This is a genomic window from Streptomyces sp. NPDC001594 (genome assembly GCF_042893675.1).
In the GTDB taxonomy this organism is placed as follows: Bacteria; Actinomycetota; Actinomycetes; order Streptomycetales; family Streptomycetaceae; genus Streptomyces.
Window position 1 is genome coordinate 158,379 of sequence record NZ_JBIAVB010000016.1, and the last position, 18,553, is coordinate 176,931.

An 18,553-nucleotide genomic window follows, 5' to 3' on the forward strand; every position below is an offset into this window, starting at 1 on the left:
GCGTTCCGTTCGTTCGATATAAGGCCGGTCGAGAACGGGGCGCGGGAACGCCGCCGGGGGCGGGACGGGGGCGCTCCCCCGTCCCGCCCCCGGCGGCGTTCCGCGTCAGGCCAGGCGGGACCGGACCTCGGCGACCAGGTCGGCGACCGCGACGGCGCTCTGCTCGCCGGACTCCATGTCCTTGAGCTGGACGACGCCCTCGGCGAGGTCGCGGTCCCCCGCGACGACCGCGAAGCGCGCCCCGCTGCGGTTGGCGTCCTTCATCGCGCCCTTGAGGCCCTTGCCCCCGTACGACATGTCGGCCGCGACGCCCGCCTTGCGCAGCTCGGTCACCAGGCCGAACACGGCCGGCTTGGCCTCGCCCAGCGCGACGGCGAAGACCGACGTGGCCGCCGGGATGTCCAGCTCCACGCCTTCGGCCTCCAGGGCCAGCACGGTCCGGTCGACGCCCAGCGCCCAGCCGACGGACGGCAGGGCCGGCCCGCCGATCATCTCGGACAGGCCGTCGTAGCGGCCGCCGCCGCCGACCGCGGACTGCGAGCCCAGGCCGTCGTGGACGAACTCGAAGGTGGTGCGGGTGTAGTAGTCGAGGCCGCGGACCAGCTTCTCGTCGTCCTCGAAGGCGACCCCGGCGGCGGTGACCAGCGCCCGGACCTCCTCGTGGTACGCCTTGCAGGCGTCGCACAGGTAGTCGCGCAGCACGGGGGCGCCGACCAGCTGCTTCTGCACGTCGGGCCGCTTGTCGTCGAGGACGCGCAGCGGGTTGATCTCGGCCCGGCGGACGGTCTCCTCGTCCAGGTCGAGACCGCGCAGGAAGCCCTGGAGGGCCTCGCGGTACACCGGGCGGCACTCCTTGTCGCCGAGCGAGTTCAGCAGGATGCGGAAGTTGCGCAGGCCCAGCGAGCGGTACGCCTGGTCGGCGAGGATGATCAGCTCGGCGTCCAGCGCCGGGTCCTCGGCGCCGATGGCCTCGGCGCCGACCTGGGAGAAGTGGCGGTAGCGGCCGGCCTGGGCGCGCTCGTAGCGGTAGTACGAGCCGGAGTACCAGAGCTTGACGGGCAGGCTGCCGAGCTTGTGCAGGTTGCCCTGGAGGGCCGCGCGCAGGACGGAGGCGGTGCCCTCGGGGCGCAGGGCGAGCTCGTCGCCGCCCTTCGTGGTGAGGGTGTACATCTCCTTGGAGACGATGTCGGTGGACTCGCCGACGCCGCGGGAGAACAGCTTGACGTCCTCGAAGCCGGGGGTCTCGACGTATCCGTAGCCCGAGTTCTTCAGGGGCGCGGCGATCGCCTCGCGCACCGCCAGGAAGCTGGCGGAGCGGGGCGGCAGCAGGTCGTACGTGCCCTTGGGGGCCTTGAAGGTGCTCACGAAACTCGTCACATTCCTCGTCGTGGGGCGGCGGTGCCGCCCCCCGGGCCGGCCGCCACTTCCCGCAGGTACGGGTTGGTCGCGCGCTCTCGCCCGATGGTGGTCTGGGGACCGTGGCCGGACAGCACCACCGTCGAGTCCTCCAGCGGCAGGCACACGCGGGCCAGCGACTGGAGCATCTCGGCGTGGGAGCCGCCGGGCAGGTCGGTGCGTCCGATGGAGCCGGCGAAGAGCAGGTCGCCCGAGAAGAAGACCGGCGGAACGTCGGCCTGCTCGGGCATCCGGAAGGTCACCGACCCCTTGGTATGGCCGGGCGCGTGCGCCACCGAGAACTCCATCCCGGCGAGCTTCAGGGCGGCGCCGTCGGACAGCTCGCGGACGTCGTCCGGCTCGCCGACGGTCAGCTCGCCCATGAGCGGCATGCCGATGGAGCGGCCGAGGGCCTTCTCCGGGTCGCTCATCATGTAGCGGTCCTCGGGGTGGATCCAGGCGGGAACGTCGTGCGCTCCGCACACCGGGACCACCGAGGCCACATGGTCGATGTGGCCGTGGGTCAGGACGACCGCGACGGGCTTGAGACGGTGCTTCCTCAGCGTCTCCTCGACTCCCTGGGCGGCCTGGTGGCCCGGGTCGATGATGACGCACTCCTCACCCGCGGCGGGGGCGACCAGGTAGCAGTTGGTCCCCCAGGCCCCGGCCGGGAACCCGGCAATCAGCACGTTCGTCCTCAATCGTCGTCCGTCGGGCGGCAGCAGTTCGGAATCTGCTGCTCAGAGCCTACCGGCGCCCCTCATCACACAGCGAACCCATATACGGTACGGCCTAACCGAGCCCGGACAGCGGTACCAGAGACGCACAAGGAGACGACCCGGTGGTCACGAGCGATCAGCGTCGGCGACAGCTCGCCAGGGAGAAGTACGAGCGCCAGCAGAAGCGCCGCGCGGAGGCCCGCCGCAGGTCGCGGCAGCGGCTGGCGATCATCGGCGCGGCCTGCGCCGCCGTGGTCGTGGCCCTGATCGGCCTGATCGCGGGCGGTGTCTTCGACTCGAAGGACAAGAAGGACGCCGCGGCCGAGCCGTCGGCCTCCCCCTCGCTGCCGGAGCCGAAGAAGTCGCCGTCCCCGGCGATGGCGATCGACGACAAGGCGAAGTACACCTTCGACCTGAAGACCAGCGCGGGCCAGATCACGTTCGAGATGGACGCCTCGAAGACCCCGCAGACGGTCAACTCCTTCAAGTCGCTCGCCGACAAGAACTTCTTCGACAAGACCAAGTGCCACCGCCTGGTGACCTCCGGGATCTACGTGCTCCAGTGCGGGGACCCCGAGGGCACCGGCCGCGGCGGCCCGGGCTACACCATCCCGGACGAGAACCTGGACTCCCTGGGCAAGCCGAACGAGCAGGGCCAGGTCGTCTACCCGGCCGGCACGGTGGCGATGGCCAACACCGGGCAGCCCGGCACCGGCGGCAGCCAGTTCTTCCTGGTCTACAAGGACAGCCCGCTCGCCCCCTCGTACACCCCGTTCGGGAAGATCGACGCGGCCGGGCTCAAGGTGCTGGAGGAGGTCGCCAAGGCGGGGACCGCCGACGGGGCCCCGGACGGCGCCCCGAAGACCCCCGTGACCATCGAGAAGGCCACCGTCACCAAGAACTGACGGGGCCGGCGGCCCCGGCCCGGCCCGCCCGCGGCCCGTGCGGCGATATTCCGTCGTGCGGGATGCGGACAGCCGGCCCGGCGGTCGCCTATGTTGGCGTTGTGCAGGGCGGGCGCTGCCCGCCCCAGGAAACTGTGGACGATGCCAGGGGGACACGACCCCGTGCGGCATCAGGTGGAGGAGGCGCTGTGAGCAGCGACCCGTGGGGCCGAGTCGACGAGACCGGCACCGTGTACGTGCGTACTTCCGAGGGCGAGCAGGTCGTCGGCTCGTGGCAGGCGGGCACCCCCGAGGAGGCCCTGGCCTACTTCGAGCGCAAGTACGAGGGCCTGGTGGTCGAGATCGGCCTCCTCGAACGGCGGGTGCGGACCACCGATCTGTCCGCCAAGGACGCCCAGACGGCCATCGACCACCTGCGGACCCAGGTGGACGAGCACCACGCCGTCGGCGACCTCGACGCCCTGCGCGTCCGGCTGGACAAGCTGGTGGCGACGGTGGACTCGCGGCGCGAGGAGCGCAAGGTCCAGAAGGCCAAGCAGACGGACGAGGCCCGCTCGGCCAAGGACGCCCTGGTGACCGAGGCCGAGCAGCTGGCGCAGAGCGACCAGTGGCGCAGTGCCGGCGAGCGGCTGCGCGCGCTGGTGGACATCTGGAAGGGCCTGCCCCGGCTCGACCGCAAGTCCGACGACGAGCTGTGGCACCGCTTCTCGCACGCCCGCTCGGCCTTCTCCAAGCGCCGCAAGGCGCACTTCGCCGCGCTGGACGCCCAGCGCGAGGAGGCCCGCAAGGCCAAGGAGAAGCTGGTCGCGGAGGCCGAGTCGCTGTCGAAGTCGACGGACTGGGGTCCGACGGCCGCCCGCTACCGCGAGCTGATGGACAGCTGGAAGGCGGCGGGCCGGGCGCAGCGCGAGGCCGAGGACGACCTGTGGAACCGTTTCCGCGGTGCGCAGGACGTGTTCTTCGCGGCGCGCGGCGAGGTGTTCGCGGAGCGGGACGCCGAGCAGGTGGAGAACCTGAAGCTGAAGGAGGAGCTGGCCGAGGAGGCCGAGAAGCTCCTCCCGGTGACGGACCTGAAGGCGGCCCGGGCCGCGTTCCGCTCCGTCAACGAGCGCTGGGAGGCCATCGGCCACGTGCCGCGCGACGCCCGTCCCAAGGTCGAGGGCCGGATGCACGCCGTGGAGCGGGCCATCCAGGAGGCCGAGGAGGGCGAGTGGCGGCGGACGAACCCGGAGGCCCGGGCCCGTGCGGCCGGTCTCACGGGCCAGCTGCAGGCGGCCGTCGACAAGCTGCGCGGTGAGATCGACGCGGCGCGCGCGGGCGGCAACAACGCCAAGGCCGACAAGCTGTCCCGGGAGCTGGAGGGCCGCCAGGCCCTGCTGGACCAGGCGCTGAAGGGCCTGGAGGAGTTCGGCGGCTGACGTCCGGCCGCCGTCCTCGGACGGGCACCCCGACGGGCACCACCGGTTGCGTCCGGTGGTGCCCGATTCGTTACGCGGTTTCGACGCAGGGTGCGCGCGGGTCGCACCCTCCTCCTGTGTAACGTTGTACGGTGCCGCCTCGGCGGCCTTCTGCCGGGCGACGACCAGGATCGAATGTGACGCATACCCAGATACGCGCTGATGTCCCCGACTCACTTCTCGTCGCCGAACCGCTGTCGGGCAAGAAGGACTCCGGACTCCGTGGTGTCGGACGGCGCGTACTCGCCAACCTGAAGCGGGCCCGGAAGGCGCTGCTGGTCCACATCGCCCTGCGCGCCACCGGTCTGGCCGTCATGGCGATCTGGGCCGAGCGCAAGGACGTCCGGCCGCTGGAGATCCTGGGCGGCCGCTGGGACTCGGTGTACTACCTGCACATCGCCGAGAACGGTCTGACGACCCCGCTGGCGACCCCTTCGCCGTGCGCGTTCGCGGGGCCGAGCTGCCAGATGGCGTTCTTCCCCGTGTACCCGATGCTGGTGCGCTACACCTCGCTGGTGACGCACCTGCCCATGAACTGGGTGGCGATGGGGCTGGCGCTGTTGGCCTCCGTGATCGCCGCGTGGGGCATCTTCGCCGTCACCGACAAGATCTACGGCCGCCGGGTCGCGCTGTTCACCTGCGCCCTGTTCGCGATCGTTCCGGCGGCGCTCGTCCAGTCGATGGCGTACACCGAGCCGCTGTTCCTCGCCCTGTCGGTGTGGGCGATGTACGCGGTGATGACGAAGTCCTGGCTGACGGCCGGGGTGCTGGCCTTCTTCGCGGGGGCCACCCGGCCCTCGGGTTCGGCGATCGTCGCGGCCGTGGTGCTGGCGGGGGTCTGGGAGTACGTGCAGTGGCTCCGCAAGCGCCGGGCGCAGCGGCCCCCGGTGGGGCGGATCGTGGCCGCCTCGCTGATCGCGCCGCTGGGCTGGTTCGGGTACGTGGGGTACGTCGGCTGGCACTTCGGGCGCTGGGACGGCTACTTCGAGCTCCAGCGGCGCTGGGGTTCGGTGTACGACGGCGGTTTCGACACCCTCAGCGAGCTGAAGAAGACCTTCACGGAGGTGCACACCACCCTCAACCACGTGGTGGTGTCGCTGACGGTGGTCACGGCGGTGGTGCTGTTCGTGCTGATGACGCGCCGGCGCCGGCCCCCCATGGTGGTGTGGATCTTCGCGGCCATGATCATGCTGATGGCGCTGGGCGGGGCCGGCTTCTACTTCTCGAAGATGCGCTTCATCATGCCCGCGTTCCCGCTGCTGTTCCCGTTCGCCCTCGCCCTGGCGAGGGCCCGGCGGAGCACGGTGGTGTGGATCCTCGGCTCGGCCACGGCCGTGTCCGCTCTCTTCGGCGGCAACCTGAACTTCGTCTGGTGGGGCTGCCCCTGACCGGGCCGCCGCGCCGGACACGACGGTGGGCGCCACCCCTCGGGGGTGGCGCCCACCGTCGTATGCCGGACCGGGCCCGGGTGACGGCCTAGGGGGTGTCCGCCTAGGGCCGGCGGGCCGAGGTCACGCGGTAGACGTCGTAGACGCCCTCGACTCCGCGTACGGCCTTCAGGACGTGGCCCAGGTGCTTCGGGTCGCCCATCTCGAAGGTGAACCGCGAGGTGGCCACCCGGTCGCGCGAGGTCTGCACGGCGGCGGAGAGGATGTTGACGTGCTGGTCCGACAGGACCCGCGTGACGTCCGACAGCAGCCGGGACCGGTCCAGCGCCTCGACCTGGATGGCGACCAGGAAGACGGAGGACTGGGTCGGGGCCCACTCCACCTCCAGCATCCGCTCGGGCTGCTGGGAGAGGGAGTCGACGTTGACGCAGTCGGCGCGGTGAACCGATACGCCACTGCCGCGGGTGACGAAGCCGATGATCGGGTCGCCCGGCACCGGGGTGCAGCAGCGGGCCAGCTTCACCCACACGTCGTCGACGCCCTTGACGACCACGCCCGGGTCGGCGTTGCCGCGCCGCTTGGTGCGCGCGCGGGACGGCGGGACGCTCTCCTCGATGTCCTCGTTGGCCGCCTCCTCGCCGCCGAGGGCCTGCACCAGCTTCTGCACGACGCCCTGCGCGGCCACGTGGCCCTCGCCGATCGCCGCGTAGAGGGAGGAGATGTCGGGGTAGCGCATCTCGTGCGCGAGGGTGACGAGCGAGTCGCCGGTGAGGATCCGCTGGATCGGCAGGTTCTGCTTGCGCATGGCCCGCGCGATGGCGTCCTTGCCGTGCTCGATGGCCTCGTCGCGGCGCTCCTTGGAGAACCAGGCACGGATCTTGTTGCGGGCCCTCGGCGACTTGACGAAGCCCAGCCAGTCCCGGGAGGGGCCGGCGCCCTCGGCCTTGGAGGTGAACACCTCGACCAGGTCGCCGTTGTCGAGGGTGGATTCGAGCGGCACGAGCCGCCCGTTGACCCGCGCGCCTATGGTGCGGTGGCCGACCTCCGTGTGGACCGCGTACGCGAAGTCCACGGAGGTCGCCCCGGCGGGCAGCGCGATGACGTCGCCCTTGGGGGTGAAGACGAACACCTCGTTGCGGGAGAGGTCGAAGCGCAGCGAGTCGAGGAACTCGCCCGGGTCCTCCGTCTCCTTCTGCCAGTCGAGGAGCTGGCGCAGCCAGGCCATGTCGTTGACGGTGTCCTGGCCGGCGCTGCCCTTGGCGGCCTGCGGGACGTCCGTGCGGACCTTCGAGGCGCCGGCGACGGTCTGCTGCTTGTACTTCCAGTGCGCGGCGATGCCGTACTCGGCGCGGCGGTGCATGTCGAAGGTGCGGATCTGGAGTTCGACCGGCTTGCCGTTGGGTCCGATGACCGTGGTGTGGAGCGACTGGTACATGTTGAACTTGGGCATCGCGATGTAGTCCTTGAACCGGCCGGGGACCGGGTTCCAGCGCGCGTGCACGGTACCGAGGGCCGCGTAGCAGTCCCGGACGGTGTCCACGAGGACGCGGATGCCCACCAGGTCGTAGATCTCCGCGAAGTCACGGCCGCGGACGATCATCTTCTGGTAGACGCTGTAGTAGTGCTTGGGTCTGCCGGTGACGGTGGCCTTGATCCGGGCCGCGCGCAGGTCGACCATCACCTCGTCGGTGACGATGGCCAGGTACTCGTCCCGCTTGGGGGCCCGCTCGGCGACGAGCCGCACGATCTCGTCGTACATCTTCGGGTAGAGGATCGCGAAGGCGAGGTCCTCCAGCTCCCACTTGATCGTGTTCATGCCGAGGCGGTGGGCCAGCGGCGCGTAGATCTCGAGGGTCTCGCGGGCCTTCTTCTCCTGCTTCTCCCGCTTGAGGTAGCGCATCGTGCGCATGTTGTGCAGGCGGTCGGCGAGCTTGATGACGAGGACCCGGGGGTCCTTGGCCATGGCGACGACCATCTTGCGCACGGTCTCGGCCTGGGCGGCCTCGCCGAACTTGACCCGGTCGAGCTTGGTCACGCCGTCGACGAGGAGGGCCACGGCGTCGCCGAAGTCGCGGCGGAGCTGCTCCAGCCCGTACTCGGTGTCCTCGACCGTGTCGTGCAGCAGCCCGGCCATCAGGGTGGCGGGGTCCATGCCCAGCTCGGCGAGGATGGTGGTGACCGCGAGCGGGTGGGTGATGTACGGGTCGCCGCTCTTGCGCTTCTGGCCGCGGTGCCAGCGTTCGGCGACCTGGTAGGCCTGCTCGATCTGGCGCAGCGTCGCCGTCTCGATCTTCGGGTCGTTGCTGCGGACTATACGGAGCAGGGGTTCCAGTACCGGGTTGTACGGGTTGGAACGCTGCACGCCGAGGCGGGCCAGCCGGGCGCGCACCCGGTTGGACGACCCGGCCGGCTTGGCCGGCAGGGGCTTCACCGGCGGGGCCGGCGGGGGCGTGGCTGCGGCCGCCGCGGCCGGGTCGGCCTTGGGGTCAGGCTGCGCGGCAGAGAGTGGCGGCTGGACCTCGTCTGGCAAGAGCGCTCCTCTGGGGGTCCCCCCGGACGGAGTCTGGGGGAGGTTCCGGGCCCCCGGTCAGGTCCGGAGAACCCATGGTAGCGAGGGTTCCGCCACCCTGTTCTCCCCGGCCGCTCCACGAGATGCCACCCCGCCGCCGTTCCAGTCCCACCCCAGCCCCTCGGTTGCCGCCGCTCAAGGCCGAATCGCCGGCGGGGCTGGAAGTGCCCTCCGGGCACGATCCAGCCCCGCCGGCACACCCCAGCCCCGCCGGCGTTTGAGGCGCTGGGGGCACCTCCCAGCGGTAGCTGGGGGAGGGTCCGGGGGCCGGCCCCCGGCAGCGGCGGCGCGGACAAAGGGAAACGGCGGGCCCCCGGGGTGTCCCGGGAACCCGCCGCTTCGGCAGAACAGGGTCAGACCACGATCAGCGCATCCAGCGGGGCCCCGCCCAGCGCAGCGCCCAGCTTCGCGCGGCCCGGGAGGAACGACAGCTCCATCAGGACCGCCACACCGGCGACCTCGGCCCCGGCCCGCCGGATCAGCTCCAGCGAGGCCTCGGCGGTGCCACCGGTGGCGAGGACGTCGTCGATGACCATGACCCGGTCACCGGCCGACAGGTCCTCCGCGTGGACCTCGATCTCCGCCGTCCCGTACTCCAGCTCGTACGCCTGCGCGAGCGTCGCACCGGGCAGCTTGCCCGCCTTGCGCACGGGGACGAAGCCGATGCCCGCCTTCACGGCGACCGGGGCGGCGAGGATGAACCCGCGCGCCTCCAGCCCGACGATCTTCGTCGCGCCGTACCGGGCGGCCAGCTCGACCAGGGTGTCGGTCAGCGCGCCGAACGCCTTCGGGTCGGCGAGCAGCGGCGTGATGTCCTTGAAGACCACGCCCGGCTTCGGGTAGTCCTGGACGTCCGTGATCCGGCTGAGCAGCAGCTCGCGGACCTCGGGGGTGCAGCTCTCGGTGGTCACCGGCGCCGCCTCCCCTGGCCGCCCTGGGCCACGACCTGCGGGGAATCGTCCGCGTCGGTGCCGTCGTCCAGGTCCTCACCCTTGGCCGCGGCGGCCGCCCGCTTGGCGAGCACCCGCTTCTTCAGCGCCTTCATCGCCGGCTCGCGCTCCTTCAGGTCCACGACCAGCGGGGTCGCGATGAAGATCGAGGAGTACGCACCGGCCGCGAGGCCGACGAACAGCGACAGCGAGATGTCGTTGAGCATGCCCGCGCCGAGGAAGCCGCCGCCGATGAACAGCAGGGCCGCGACCGGCAGCAGCGCGACGACGGTGGTGTTGATCGAGCGGACCAGCGTGCCGTTGATGCTGCGGTTGGCGACGTCGCTGAAGGTCCAGCGGGTCTGCTTGGTGATGTCCTTCGCGCCCTCCTTGAGACCGTCGAAGACGACGACGGTGTCGTAGAGGGAGTAACCGAGGATGGTCAGCAGACCGATCACGGTGCCCGGCGTGACCTCGAAGCCGACGAGCGCGTACACGCCGACGGTGATGGTGAGGTCGTGGACCAGCGCGATCAGGGCCGCGACGGCCATCCGCCACTCGAAGGCGATGGCGAGGTAGACCACCACGAGGACCATGAAGATCGCGAGGCCCGTCCAGGCCTTGTTCGCGATCTGCTCGCCCCAGCTCGGGCCGACCAGGTCCGCGTTGATCTGGCCCGCGTCGACCTTGAGGTCGGTGGCGAGCTGCTTCTTCACGGAGGCGGCCGCGTTGGTGTCCAGACCGGAGATCTGGATGCGCAGGCCGCCGGTGCCGAGCTCCTGGACGATCGCGTGGTGGCCCGAGGCCTTGTCCGCGGCCTCGGTGGCCCGGGCGACGGACACGCTCGTCTTCGGGGTGGTGAAGACGGCACCGCCCTTGAACTCGATGCCCATGTTGAGGCCCTGGACCACCAGGGCGACGGCCGCCGTGATGGTGATCAGAACGGAGACGCCGTACCAGACGAAGCGCTTGCCGACGAAGTCGTAGCCGACCTCACCGCGGTACAGCTTGGCGCCGAGATCTCCCAGCTTCGACATCTCACGCCTCCTTTGCGTCGACGGGGGCGGGGACGGGACCGGTGCGGCGGGACCGGCGCAGCGGCGGCTTGACGCCGAGCCGCTTGGGGTCGAGCCCGGACCACGGGTGGCCGCTGGAGAAGAACTTCGTCCGCGCCAGCAGCGTCATGACGGGCTTGGTGAACAGGAACACCACGACCACGTCGAGCAGGGTGGTCAGACCCAGCGTGAAGGCGAAGCCCTGGACCTTGCCGACGGTGACGATGAAGAGCACCGCGGCGGCGAGGAAGGACACGAAGTCGGACACCAGGATGGTGCGGCGGGCACGCGGCCAGGCGCGCTCGACGGCCGGGCGCAGCGTGCGGCCCTCGCGGATCTCGTCGCGGATGCGCTCGAAGTACACGATGAACGAGTCCGCCGTGATGCCGATGGCGACGATGGCGCCACAGACGGCGGGCAGGTTCAGGGCGAAGCCGATGCCCTTGCCCAGGAGCGCCATGATCGTGTAGGTGAGGACCGCGGACACCATGAGGCTGACGATGGCGATGAAGGCCAGACCCCGGTAGTAGACCAGCAGGTAGATCACGACCAGGGCGAGACCGATGGCGCCGGCGATCAGACCGGCCTTCAGCTGCTCGCCGCCGAGCGCGGCGGTGACGGTGGTGACGCTGTCCTCCTGGAAGGACAGCGGCAGGGCGCCGTACGAGAGCATGTTGCCCAGGTCCTGCGCGGACTGCTGGTTGAAGCCGCCGGAGATCTCGGCGTTGCCGCCGGTCAGCGCCTGGCTGACGGACGGGTCGGAGATGACCTTGCCGTCGAGGACGATCGCGAACTGGTTCTGCGGGGCCTGCTTGGTGGCCAGCTCACCGGTGATCTTGGCGAACTTGTCCGCGCCCTTGTCGGTGAACTGCATCTGCACGATCCACTGACCGCGCTGCTGGTCGACGACGCCCTTGGCGTCCTTCACGTCGGTGCCCGCGACCTGGGCCGGGCCGAGGATCCACTTGCCCCAGGCGGTGCCGCGCTGGCCACAGGCGATCGTCGGCTCCTCGGGCTTGGCGCCCTTGCCGGCGGCGGCGCGCTGGTCCTCCTTGGTGCAGTCCAGCGCGGCGAACTTCGCCTGCAGGTCCGCGACGGCGGGGTCGACCGGCGGGGTCGCGACGGGGGCCGGGGCCGAGGCGGAGGCGGAGGGCGTGGCCTTGGCGTCGTCTGCCTTCTTCGACTCGCTCGCCGAGGGCGAGGGAGTGGGGGTGCCCGGGGCCTTGAGGGCCTCGCTGAGCACACGGCCCTGGGAAGTGGCGCTGGACGACGGGGTGGCCGGAGCGGAGGGCTTGGAGCTGCCCTCGGCCTTGGGGGCGCCGGAACCGCTCGCGGAGGGGCTCGGGGAGCCGCTCGGCTTGGGCTCGGGGGCGGCGGGGGCGCCGTCCGCGAGGGCGAGCACGGGGCGGAAGTACAGCTGGGCGGTGGTACCGACCTGCTCGCGGGCCTGCTGCTCGTTCACCCCCTTGGGGATGTTCACGATGATGTGGTCGCGGCCCTGGGTCTGGACCTCGGCCTCCGAGACGCCGAGACCGTTGACACGGCGGTCGATGATGCCGACCGCGGTGTTCATGTTGGTCTCGTTGACCGCGTCCGGCTTGCCGGGCTCACTCTTCGCCTTGAGCGTGATGCTCGTACCGCCCGCGAGGTCGATGCCCAGACGGGGGGTGGTCTGATGAGAGAGGAACATCCCCGCGGTGAGCGCCACCATCGCGATCAGGATGAAGGCCAGGGCGCGCCCCGGCCTCCCCTGAGCCCCCGTGGGCCGTCGGCCCTTCTTCGGTGCTGCCACCTTGTCGTATCTCCCTGTCCAACCGTCGCGCGCCGGGTCAGCGTGCGGACGGCCACGAAATGTGTGGTGGGGACCCCTGCCCCCCGCAGAAGTTCACTGCGGGAACCGCGGCGGATGCCGGTCGGGCACCACCGCGGTCCCTGCCCGGCGCTACTTGGCGCCGGGCTCGCCGTCGGTCTTGCCGTCCTTCGGCTCGTCGTCGCCCTTGGGCTCGTCCTTCTTGCCCAGGTCGAGCTTGGGGGCGTCGCCCTCGGTCAGCGAGGAGGCGTCGTCGGGGACGACCGGAGTCTCCTCCGGGGTCTCGGTGATGCCGTGGACGATGCGGTTGTACTCCGCGTCCTCCAGCACGGCGCCGATGGCGTTCTTCGCGTAGATCGCGTGGACGCCGGGGGCCACTTCGAGGGTGACGGTGTCGTCACCGATCTCCTTGACCGTGGCGTACATGCCGCCGATGGTGCGGACGCCGGTACCGGGCGCCATGTGGTCGCGCATCTGCGCGGCCTGCTGCTGCTTCTTCTTCGCGGAGCGGGTCATCAGGAACATCGCCCCGATGAGCACGATGAACGGGAGGAGTGTCACGAGATTCACGGGACGGAGATCCTTCGCACGACCGCCCGGAAGACGGCCTTTTTCTACGGGGGTGGGCACACCGACCCGAAGGGTCGGCATCGGCGGAGTCTAGGCGAGTCAGCGCCGATGGAACAACGCCCAGCATGGCACCGCAGTTCCTGACCGGTCGAACCTCCGCGCCGTCAGACCCCGAACAGGCCCTGTTGTCCGCTTGATCCGCCACCCGGGTGCTGTGGGGGAACAAGTCCCAGGTGGGCCCATGCGGCGGGGGTCGCGACCCGGCCCCGGGGGGTGCGGGCGAGGAGGCCCTCGCGCACCAGGAAGGGCTCGGCGACCTCCTCGACGGTCTCCCGCTCCTCCCCGACGGCGACGGCGAGGGTGGACAGCCCGACGGGACCGCCGCCGAACAGCTTGAGCAGGGCCTCCAGCACGGCCCGGTCCAGCCGGTCGAGGCCGCGCGCGTCCACCTCGTACACCTGGAGGGCCGTGGCGGCCACCTCGCGGTTGACCACCCCGTCGGCCCTTACCTGGGCGTAGTCGCGGACGCGGCGCAGCAGGCGGTTGGCGATGCGGGGGGTGCCCCGGGAGCGGCCGGCGATCTCGGCGGCGCCGGCGGTGTCGATCTCCACGTCGAGGAGGCGGGCGGAGCGGTGGACGACGCGTTCCAGCTCCTCGGGGGCGTAGAACTCCATGTGCCCGGTGAAGCCGAAGCGGTCCCGCAGGGGCGGGGGCAGCAGGCCGGCCCGGGTCGTCGCCCCGACGAGGGTGAACGGGGGCAGCTCCAGCGGGATCGCGGTCGCTCCGGGGCCCTTGCCGACGATCACGTCGACGCGGAAGTCCTCCATGGCCATGTACAGCATCTCCTCGGCGGGCCGGGACATGCGGTGGATCTCGTCGAGGAAGAGGACCTCGCCCTCCTGGAGGGAGGAGAGGATCGCGGCGAGGTCGCCGGCGTGCTGGATGGCGGGGCCGGAGGTGATGCGGATGGGCGCGCCCATCTCCGCGGCGATGATCATGGAGAGGGTGGTCTTGCCGAGGCCGGGCGCGCCGGAGAGCAGGACGTGGTCGGCGGTGGCGCCGCGCTGCCGGGCCGCCTTGAGGACGAGGTCCAGCTGCTGGCGGACCTTCTCCTGGCCGACGAACTCGCCGAGGTCCTTGGGGCGCAGGGCCGCCTCGACGGCGGTGTCCTCGCCGTCGGCCGCGGCGGCGACCAGCCGGTCCGGCTCGGGGGTGTCGGTTTCGTCGTCCCAGTTCACGCTGCCAGTCTGCCTTCTCGTTCGTTACCGGTGGTCTGCCCGTGTCCCGCCGCGGGCCCGCCCGTCAGCGGGTGCGGTTCAGGGACTGGAGGGCGGCGCGGAGGAGCTGGGGGACGGGGGCCGAGCCCCCTGCGGCGATGGCCGCCTCCGCCTGGGGGGCTACGGCGTCGACCGCGTCCTCCGCCTCGCGGGAGGCATAGCCCAGCCCGATCAGCGCGGCGGTGAGCTGCTCCGTCCAGGGCGCGGGCCCCGACGCCACGGGGACCCGCTGCGCCCCGACCACGGCGGAAGCCGCCCCCAGCTTCCCCTTCAGCTCCAGCAGCAGCTTCTGCGCCCCCTTCTTCCCGATCCCCGGCACCGCCGTCAGCGCCTTCTCGTCCCCCGTCTCGACGGCCAGTCGCAGCGCGTCCGGGCTGTGCACCCCGAGCATCGCCTGGGCCAGCCGGGGACCGACACCGCTCGCGGTCTGGAGGAGCTCGAACACCTGGCGTTCGTCGTCGTCCGCGAAGCCGTAGAGGGTCAGGGAGTCCTCACGGACCACCAGGGAGGTGGCCAGCCGGGCCGGTTCGCCGACGCGCAGGCCCGCGGTGGTGTTCGGGGTGCACTGCACGGCCATCCCCACTCCCCCGACCTCGACGACGGCCAGGGTGGCGGTGAGCGCGGCGACCGGGCCGCTGACGAAGGCGATCATCTCGTACGGCCTTTCAAGGCGGAGGCGTGCTGGGCGGCCGCCTGCTGGAGGCGGTTCTGGGCGGGGGCCCGCCAGATGTGGCAGATGGCGAGGGCCAGCGCGTCGGCGGCGTCGGCCGGCTTGGGCGGCGCGGCGAGCCGGAGCAGCCGGGTCACCATGGCCCCGACCTGCGCCTTGTCGGCCCGGCCGCTGCCGGTGACGGCGGCCTTGACCTCGCTGGGGGTGTGCAGGGCGACGGGTATCCCGCGGCGCGCCGCGCACAGCATGGCGACGGCGCTCGCCTGGGCGGTGCCCATCACCGTGCGGACGTTGTGCTGGCTGAACACCCGCTCCACGGCGACGAATTCCGGCCGGTGCTCATCGAGCCACTCCTCGATGCCGCGCTCGATGGCGACGAGCCGGTGCCCGAGCTCGGCATCCGCGGGGGTCCGTACGACCCCCACGCCGATCATGGTCAGGGGCCGTCCGGCGACGCCCTCGACCACGCCGACACCGCACCGCGTCAGCCCCGGGTCCACACCCAGTACGCGCACTCCGCCCCCTCGTTCGACAGCTGTCGGTGCAGGCTATCCGCCCGCACTGACAATGCGACGGCGGGCCGACAGGGTGTGTCCTGTCGGCCCGCCGTCACGAGCGGTACGGGTCGGCCCGACTAGGCGTCGACCTTCTCCATGACCTCGTCCGAGACGTCGAAGTTGGCGAAGACGTTCTGCACGTCGTCGCTGTCCTCCAGCGCGTCGATCAGCTTGAAGATCTTGCGCGCGCCCTCTTCGTCGAGCTCGACCTGCATGGTCGGGACGAAGCTGGAGTCGGCGGAGTCGTAGTCGATGCCGGCCTCCTGGAGCGCGGTGCGGACCGCGACCAGGTCGGTGGCCTCGCTGATGATCTCCCAGGTGTCGCCGTTGTCGTTGACCTCTTCGGCGCCGGCGTCCAGGACCGCGCCGAGGACGTCGTCCTCGGAGAGCTCGGCCTTGGGCAGCAGGATGACGCCCTTGCGGTTGAACAGGTACGAGACCGAGCCCGGGTCGGCCATCGAGCCGCCGTTGCGGGTCATGGCGACGCGGACGTCGGAGGCGGCACGGTTGCGGTTGTCGGTGAGGCACTCGATGAGCACCGCGACACCGTTCGGGCCGTAGCCTTCGTACATGATCGTCTCGTAGTCGGCGCCGCCGGCCTCGAGGCCGCCGCCGCGCTTGACCGCGGAGTCGATGTTCTTGTTCGGGACCGAGTTCTTCTTGGCCTTCTGAACGGCGTCGTACAGCGTCGGGTTGCCGTCGATGTCGGCGCCGCCCATACGCGCCGCGACCTCGATGTTCTTGATCAGCTTCGCGAAGAGCTTGCCGCGCTTGGCATCGATCACGGCCTTCTTGTGCTTCGTCGTAGCCCATTTAGAGTGGCCGGACATCCGCCTGTCTCCTTCGCGTAACCAACAGTGTTCACCTCAGATCCTACCGGGACCCGATTACGGCGCCGCGCGCACCATGTCGACGAAGTACGCGTGGACGCGGTCGTCGCCGGTCAGCTCGGGGTGGAAGGAGGTGGCGAGGACATTGCCCTGGCGCACGGCCACCGTGTGGCCCTCGTACGTGGCGAGGACCTCGGCGGAGGCACCGACGGACTCGACCCAGGGGGCGCGGATGAAGACGCCCTCGACGGGGCCGCCCGCTATGCCCGCGAAGTCGATCTTCGCCTCGAAGGACTCGTTCTGGCGGCCGAAGGCGTTGCGGCGGACGATCATGTCGATGCCGCCGAGCGTCTCCTGGTCGTCACGGCCGTCGAGCAGCTTGTCCGCCAGCATGATCATGCCGGCGCAGGTGCCGTAGACGGGCATGCCGGCGCGCACGCGCTCGCGCAGCGGCTCCAGCATGCCGAACAGGACCGCGAGCTTCGACATGGTCGTGGACTCGCCGCCGGGGATCACCAGGGCGTCGACCTCGGCGAGCTCCTCGGGACGCCGGACCGGCCTGGCCACGGCGTCCGCCGCGGCCAGGGCGATCAGGTGCTCCCGTACGTCGCCCTGGAGGGCCAGGACACCGATCACGGGGGGGTTGTTCATCGTGGGGTGCCTTACCAGCCGCGGTTGGCGTAGCGCTCGGCCTCGGGGAGGGTGTCGCAGTTGATGCCGACCATGGCCTCGCCCAGGTTGCGGGACGCGTCCGCGATGATCTTCGGGTCGTCGAAGAAGGTGGTGGCCTTCACGATGGCGGCGGCGCGCTTGGCCGGGTCGCCGGACTTGAAGATGCCGGAGCCGACGAAGACGCCCTCGGCGCCGAGCTGGCGCATCAGCGCGGCGTCGGCCGGGGTGGCGACGCCACCGGCGGAGAACAGCACGACGGGGAGCTTGCCGAGCTCGGCGACCTCCTTGACGAGCTCGTACGGGGCGCGCAGCTCCTTGGCGGCGGCGTACAGCTCGTTGTTGTCGAAGCCGCGCAGCTTGGCGATCTCGTTCTTGATCTGGCGCAGGTGGCGGACGGCCTCGACGACGTTGCCGGTGCCGGCCTCGCCCTTGGAGCGGATCATGGCCGCGCCCTCGGCGATGCGGCGCAGGGCCTCGCCCAGGTTGGTGGCGCCACAGACGAAGGGGGTGGTGAAGGCCCACTTGTCGGAGTGGTTGACCTCGTCGGCCGGGGTCAGGACCTCGGACTCGTCGATGTAGTCGACGCCGAGGGACTGGAGCACCTGGGCCTCGACGAAGTGGCCGATGCGGGACTTGGCCATGACGGGGATGGAGACGGCCCCGATGATCTCCTCGATCATGTTCGGGTCCGACATGCGGGCCACGCCGCCGTCCTTGCGGATGTCGGCCGGAACCCGCTCCAGGGCCATGACGGCCACGGCGCCGGCGTCCTCGGCGATCTTCGCCTGCTCGGCGTTGACCACGTCCATGATCACACCGCCCTTGAGCTGCTCGGCCATGCCGCGCTTGACGCGGGAGGTGCCGATGGCCGACTCAGCGGACTGGGGGGAGGTGGGAAGCGTGCTCACGGGTTGACCTCACTCGAAACGAACTCGAAAGGGAGACGGGTACTACTCGGCAGAGAAAACCCCACCGACCAGTCCACTACAAGGGCCAATATGGAGCCGGTGGCTCTTTGATTTGTCCCCGGCGGCCCTGGTGGACCCCGTTCGGCCCATTCCGTGTCCCGCCGCGCCCCTTCCCGCCGGCCTAGGCCGGGCGGTCCGCGAGGTCGGCCGGCGGCTCGTCGTCCATCTCGAAGGCCAGGGGGAACGGCGCGTGCCCGGCCAGCCGGAACCAGCGGACCTTGCGGTGCCTGCGCAGGGCGCGGGCGGCCCGTACGGCGTCGTTGAGGAAGCGCCGGGCCATCGGCACCCGGCGCACGGCGGCGGCCAGCTCCTCGGCGGCCTCCACGCCCCCGGGCGCGGCCTTGAGCACCTCCACCTGGTCGGCGTCGGCGAACACCGCGCGCAGCGCCTGGCTGAGCTCGCTCTCGGCGACCTCCCGGTGCTCCTCCTCGGCCTGCCGGGCGGCGTGCGCGGCCTCGTACAGCACGAGGGAGGAGGCGGGGTCGAGCGCCCCGGAGGTGGCCACCTCCAGGACGACGGAGGCGCGCCGCACGAGCTGCGCGTCCAGGGCGGCACGGGCGGCGTCCATCCGGGTGTGCAGCCGGTCCAGCCGCCCGGCGGTCCAGCTGAGGTAGACCCCGACGACGCCGAGCGCCACCGCGATCCAGACAAGGTTTTCGATCACGGGCGGCGACACTACCGGAGGCGGCGCCCGGGCTAGGCCGTCTCTTTCGGATCTTGCCGGTCAAGCCCGCGTCGTTCCCCCAGCTACCGCTGGGAGGTGCCCCCAGGTGCCGTGCATC

At 71.2% G+C, this 18,553-nt stretch carries 17 protein-coding genes; 3 read left to right on the forward strand and 14 right to left on the reverse strand.

Annotation, left to right across the window (positions count from 1 at the left end):
- Positions 1-105 precede the first annotated feature (105 nt).
- Together hisS and ACFY0O_RS29095 are read right to left on the reverse strand one after the other, a co-directional pair.
- Positions 106-1,365: a histidine--tRNA ligase gene (hisS, locus tag ACFY0O_RS29090; RefSeq protein ID WP_388951950.1), complete on the reverse strand. Its 1,260-nt coding sequence runs from the start codon at positions 1,363-1,365 to the stop codon at positions 106-108.
- An 8-nt stretch (positions 1,366-1,373) separates the two neighbouring features.
- Positions 1,374-2,084 (reverse strand): MBL fold metallo-hydrolase, encoded by a 711-nt coding sequence (locus ACFY0O_RS29095; protein WP_388951953.1) that lies wholly within the window; start codon positions 2,082-2,084, stop codon positions 1,374-1,376.
- Positions 2,085-2,236: 152 nt separating this feature from the next.
- Here ACFY0O_RS29095 and ACFY0O_RS29100 point away from each other — a divergent pair, with 152 nt between their 5' ends.
- From ACFY0O_RS29100 to ACFY0O_RS29110, 3 genes are all read left to right on the forward strand, one after another.
- Entirely contained in the window at positions 2,237-3,019 is a 783-nt protein-coding gene (locus ACFY0O_RS29100) for a peptidylprolyl isomerase (RefSeq protein WP_388951956.1), read from the forward strand.
- A 188-nt stretch (positions 3,020-3,207) separates the two neighbouring features.
- Positions 3,208-4,437 carry a DUF349 domain-containing protein gene (locus ACFY0O_RS29105; RefSeq protein WP_358892790.1) on the forward strand — a complete coding sequence of 410 codons (1,230 nt, stop codon included), beginning with the start codon at positions 3,208-3,210 and terminating at the stop codon, positions 4,435-4,437.
- Positions 4,438-4,613: 176 nt separating this feature from the next.
- Complete coding sequence (locus ACFY0O_RS29110; protein ID WP_358892791.1) at positions 4,614-5,864, forward strand: mannosyltransferase family protein; 1,251 nt, start codon at positions 4,614-4,616, stop codon at positions 5,862-5,864.
- A gap of 103 nt (positions 5,865-5,967) precedes the next feature.
- Here the strand turns inward: ACFY0O_RS29110 and ACFY0O_RS29115 are convergent, their stop codons facing one another.
- The 12 genes from ACFY0O_RS29115 to ACFY0O_RS29170 form a co-directional block, all read right to left on the reverse strand.
- Positions 5,968-8,394 (reverse strand): bifunctional (p)ppGpp synthetase/guanosine-3',5'-bis(diphosphate) 3'-pyrophosphohydrolase, encoded by a 2,427-nt coding sequence (locus ACFY0O_RS29115; protein WP_358892792.1) that lies wholly within the window; start codon positions 8,392-8,394, stop codon positions 5,968-5,970.
- A 392-nt stretch (positions 8,395-8,786) separates the two neighbouring features.
- Complete coding sequence (locus tag ACFY0O_RS29120) at positions 8,787-9,344, reverse strand: adenine phosphoribosyltransferase (RefSeq protein WP_388951959.1); 558 nt, start codon at positions 9,342-9,344, stop codon at positions 8,787-8,789.
- A complete protein-coding gene (secF, locus tag ACFY0O_RS29125; protein WP_388951962.1) occupies positions 9,341-10,399 on the reverse strand; it encodes a protein translocase subunit SecF in 1,059 nt (352 codons plus the stop codon). The genes ACFY0O_RS29120 and secF overlap by 4 nt, the downstream gene beginning before the upstream one ends.
- Before the next feature lies 1 nt (position 10,400).
- Entirely contained in the window at positions 10,401-12,209 is a 1,809-nt protein-coding gene (gene secD, locus ACFY0O_RS29130) for a protein translocase subunit SecD (RefSeq protein WP_388951965.1), read from the reverse strand.
- A 150-nt stretch (positions 12,210-12,359) separates the two neighbouring features.
- A complete protein-coding gene (yajC, locus tag ACFY0O_RS29135) occupies positions 12,360-12,797 on the reverse strand; it encodes a preprotein translocase subunit YajC (RefSeq protein ID WP_388951967.1) in 438 nt (145 codons plus the stop codon).
- Positions 12,798-12,961: 164 nt separating this feature from the next.
- Positions 12,962-14,035, reverse strand: a complete 1,074-nt coding sequence (gene ruvB / locus ACFY0O_RS29140; RefSeq protein WP_388951970.1) for a Holliday junction branch migration DNA helicase RuvB — start codon at positions 14,033-14,035, stop codon at positions 12,962-12,964.
- A gap of 64 nt (positions 14,036-14,099) precedes the next feature.
- The gene (gene ruvA / locus ACFY0O_RS29145) at positions 14,100-14,726 is read right to left on the reverse strand and encodes a Holliday junction branch migration protein RuvA (protein ID WP_388951973.1); all 627 of its coding nucleotides are present in this window, start codon (positions 14,724-14,726) and stop codon (positions 14,100-14,102) included.
- The gene (gene ruvC / locus ACFY0O_RS29150) at positions 14,723-15,259 is read right to left on the reverse strand and encodes a crossover junction endodeoxyribonuclease RuvC (protein WP_388951976.1); all 537 of its coding nucleotides are present in this window, start codon (positions 15,257-15,259) and stop codon (positions 14,723-14,725) included. Before ruvC ends, ruvA begins: the two co-directional genes overlap by 4 nt.
- 119 nt (positions 15,260-15,378) lie before the next feature.
- Positions 15,379-16,131: a YebC/PmpR family DNA-binding transcriptional regulator gene (locus ACFY0O_RS29155; protein WP_351885547.1), complete on the reverse strand. Its 753-nt coding sequence runs from the start codon at positions 16,129-16,131 to the stop codon at positions 15,379-15,381.
- A 57-nt stretch (positions 16,132-16,188) separates the two neighbouring features.
- Positions 16,189-16,782 carry a pyridoxal 5'-phosphate synthase glutaminase subunit PdxT gene (gene pdxT / locus ACFY0O_RS29160; RefSeq protein ID WP_388951979.1) on the reverse strand — a complete coding sequence of 198 codons (594 nt, stop codon included), beginning with the start codon at positions 16,780-16,782 and terminating at the stop codon, positions 16,189-16,191.
- 11 nt (positions 16,783-16,793) lie between these two features.
- Positions 16,794-17,711: a pyridoxal 5'-phosphate synthase lyase subunit PdxS gene (gene pdxS / locus ACFY0O_RS29165; RefSeq protein WP_351885553.1), complete on the reverse strand. Its 918-nt coding sequence runs from the start codon at positions 17,709-17,711 to the stop codon at positions 16,794-16,796.
- A 181-nt stretch (positions 17,712-17,892) separates the two neighbouring features.
- Positions 17,893-18,435, reverse strand: a complete 543-nt coding sequence (locus tag ACFY0O_RS29170; protein WP_358892801.1) for a hypothetical protein — start codon at positions 18,433-18,435, stop codon at positions 17,893-17,895.
- Positions 18,436-18,553 lie beyond the last annotated feature (118 nt).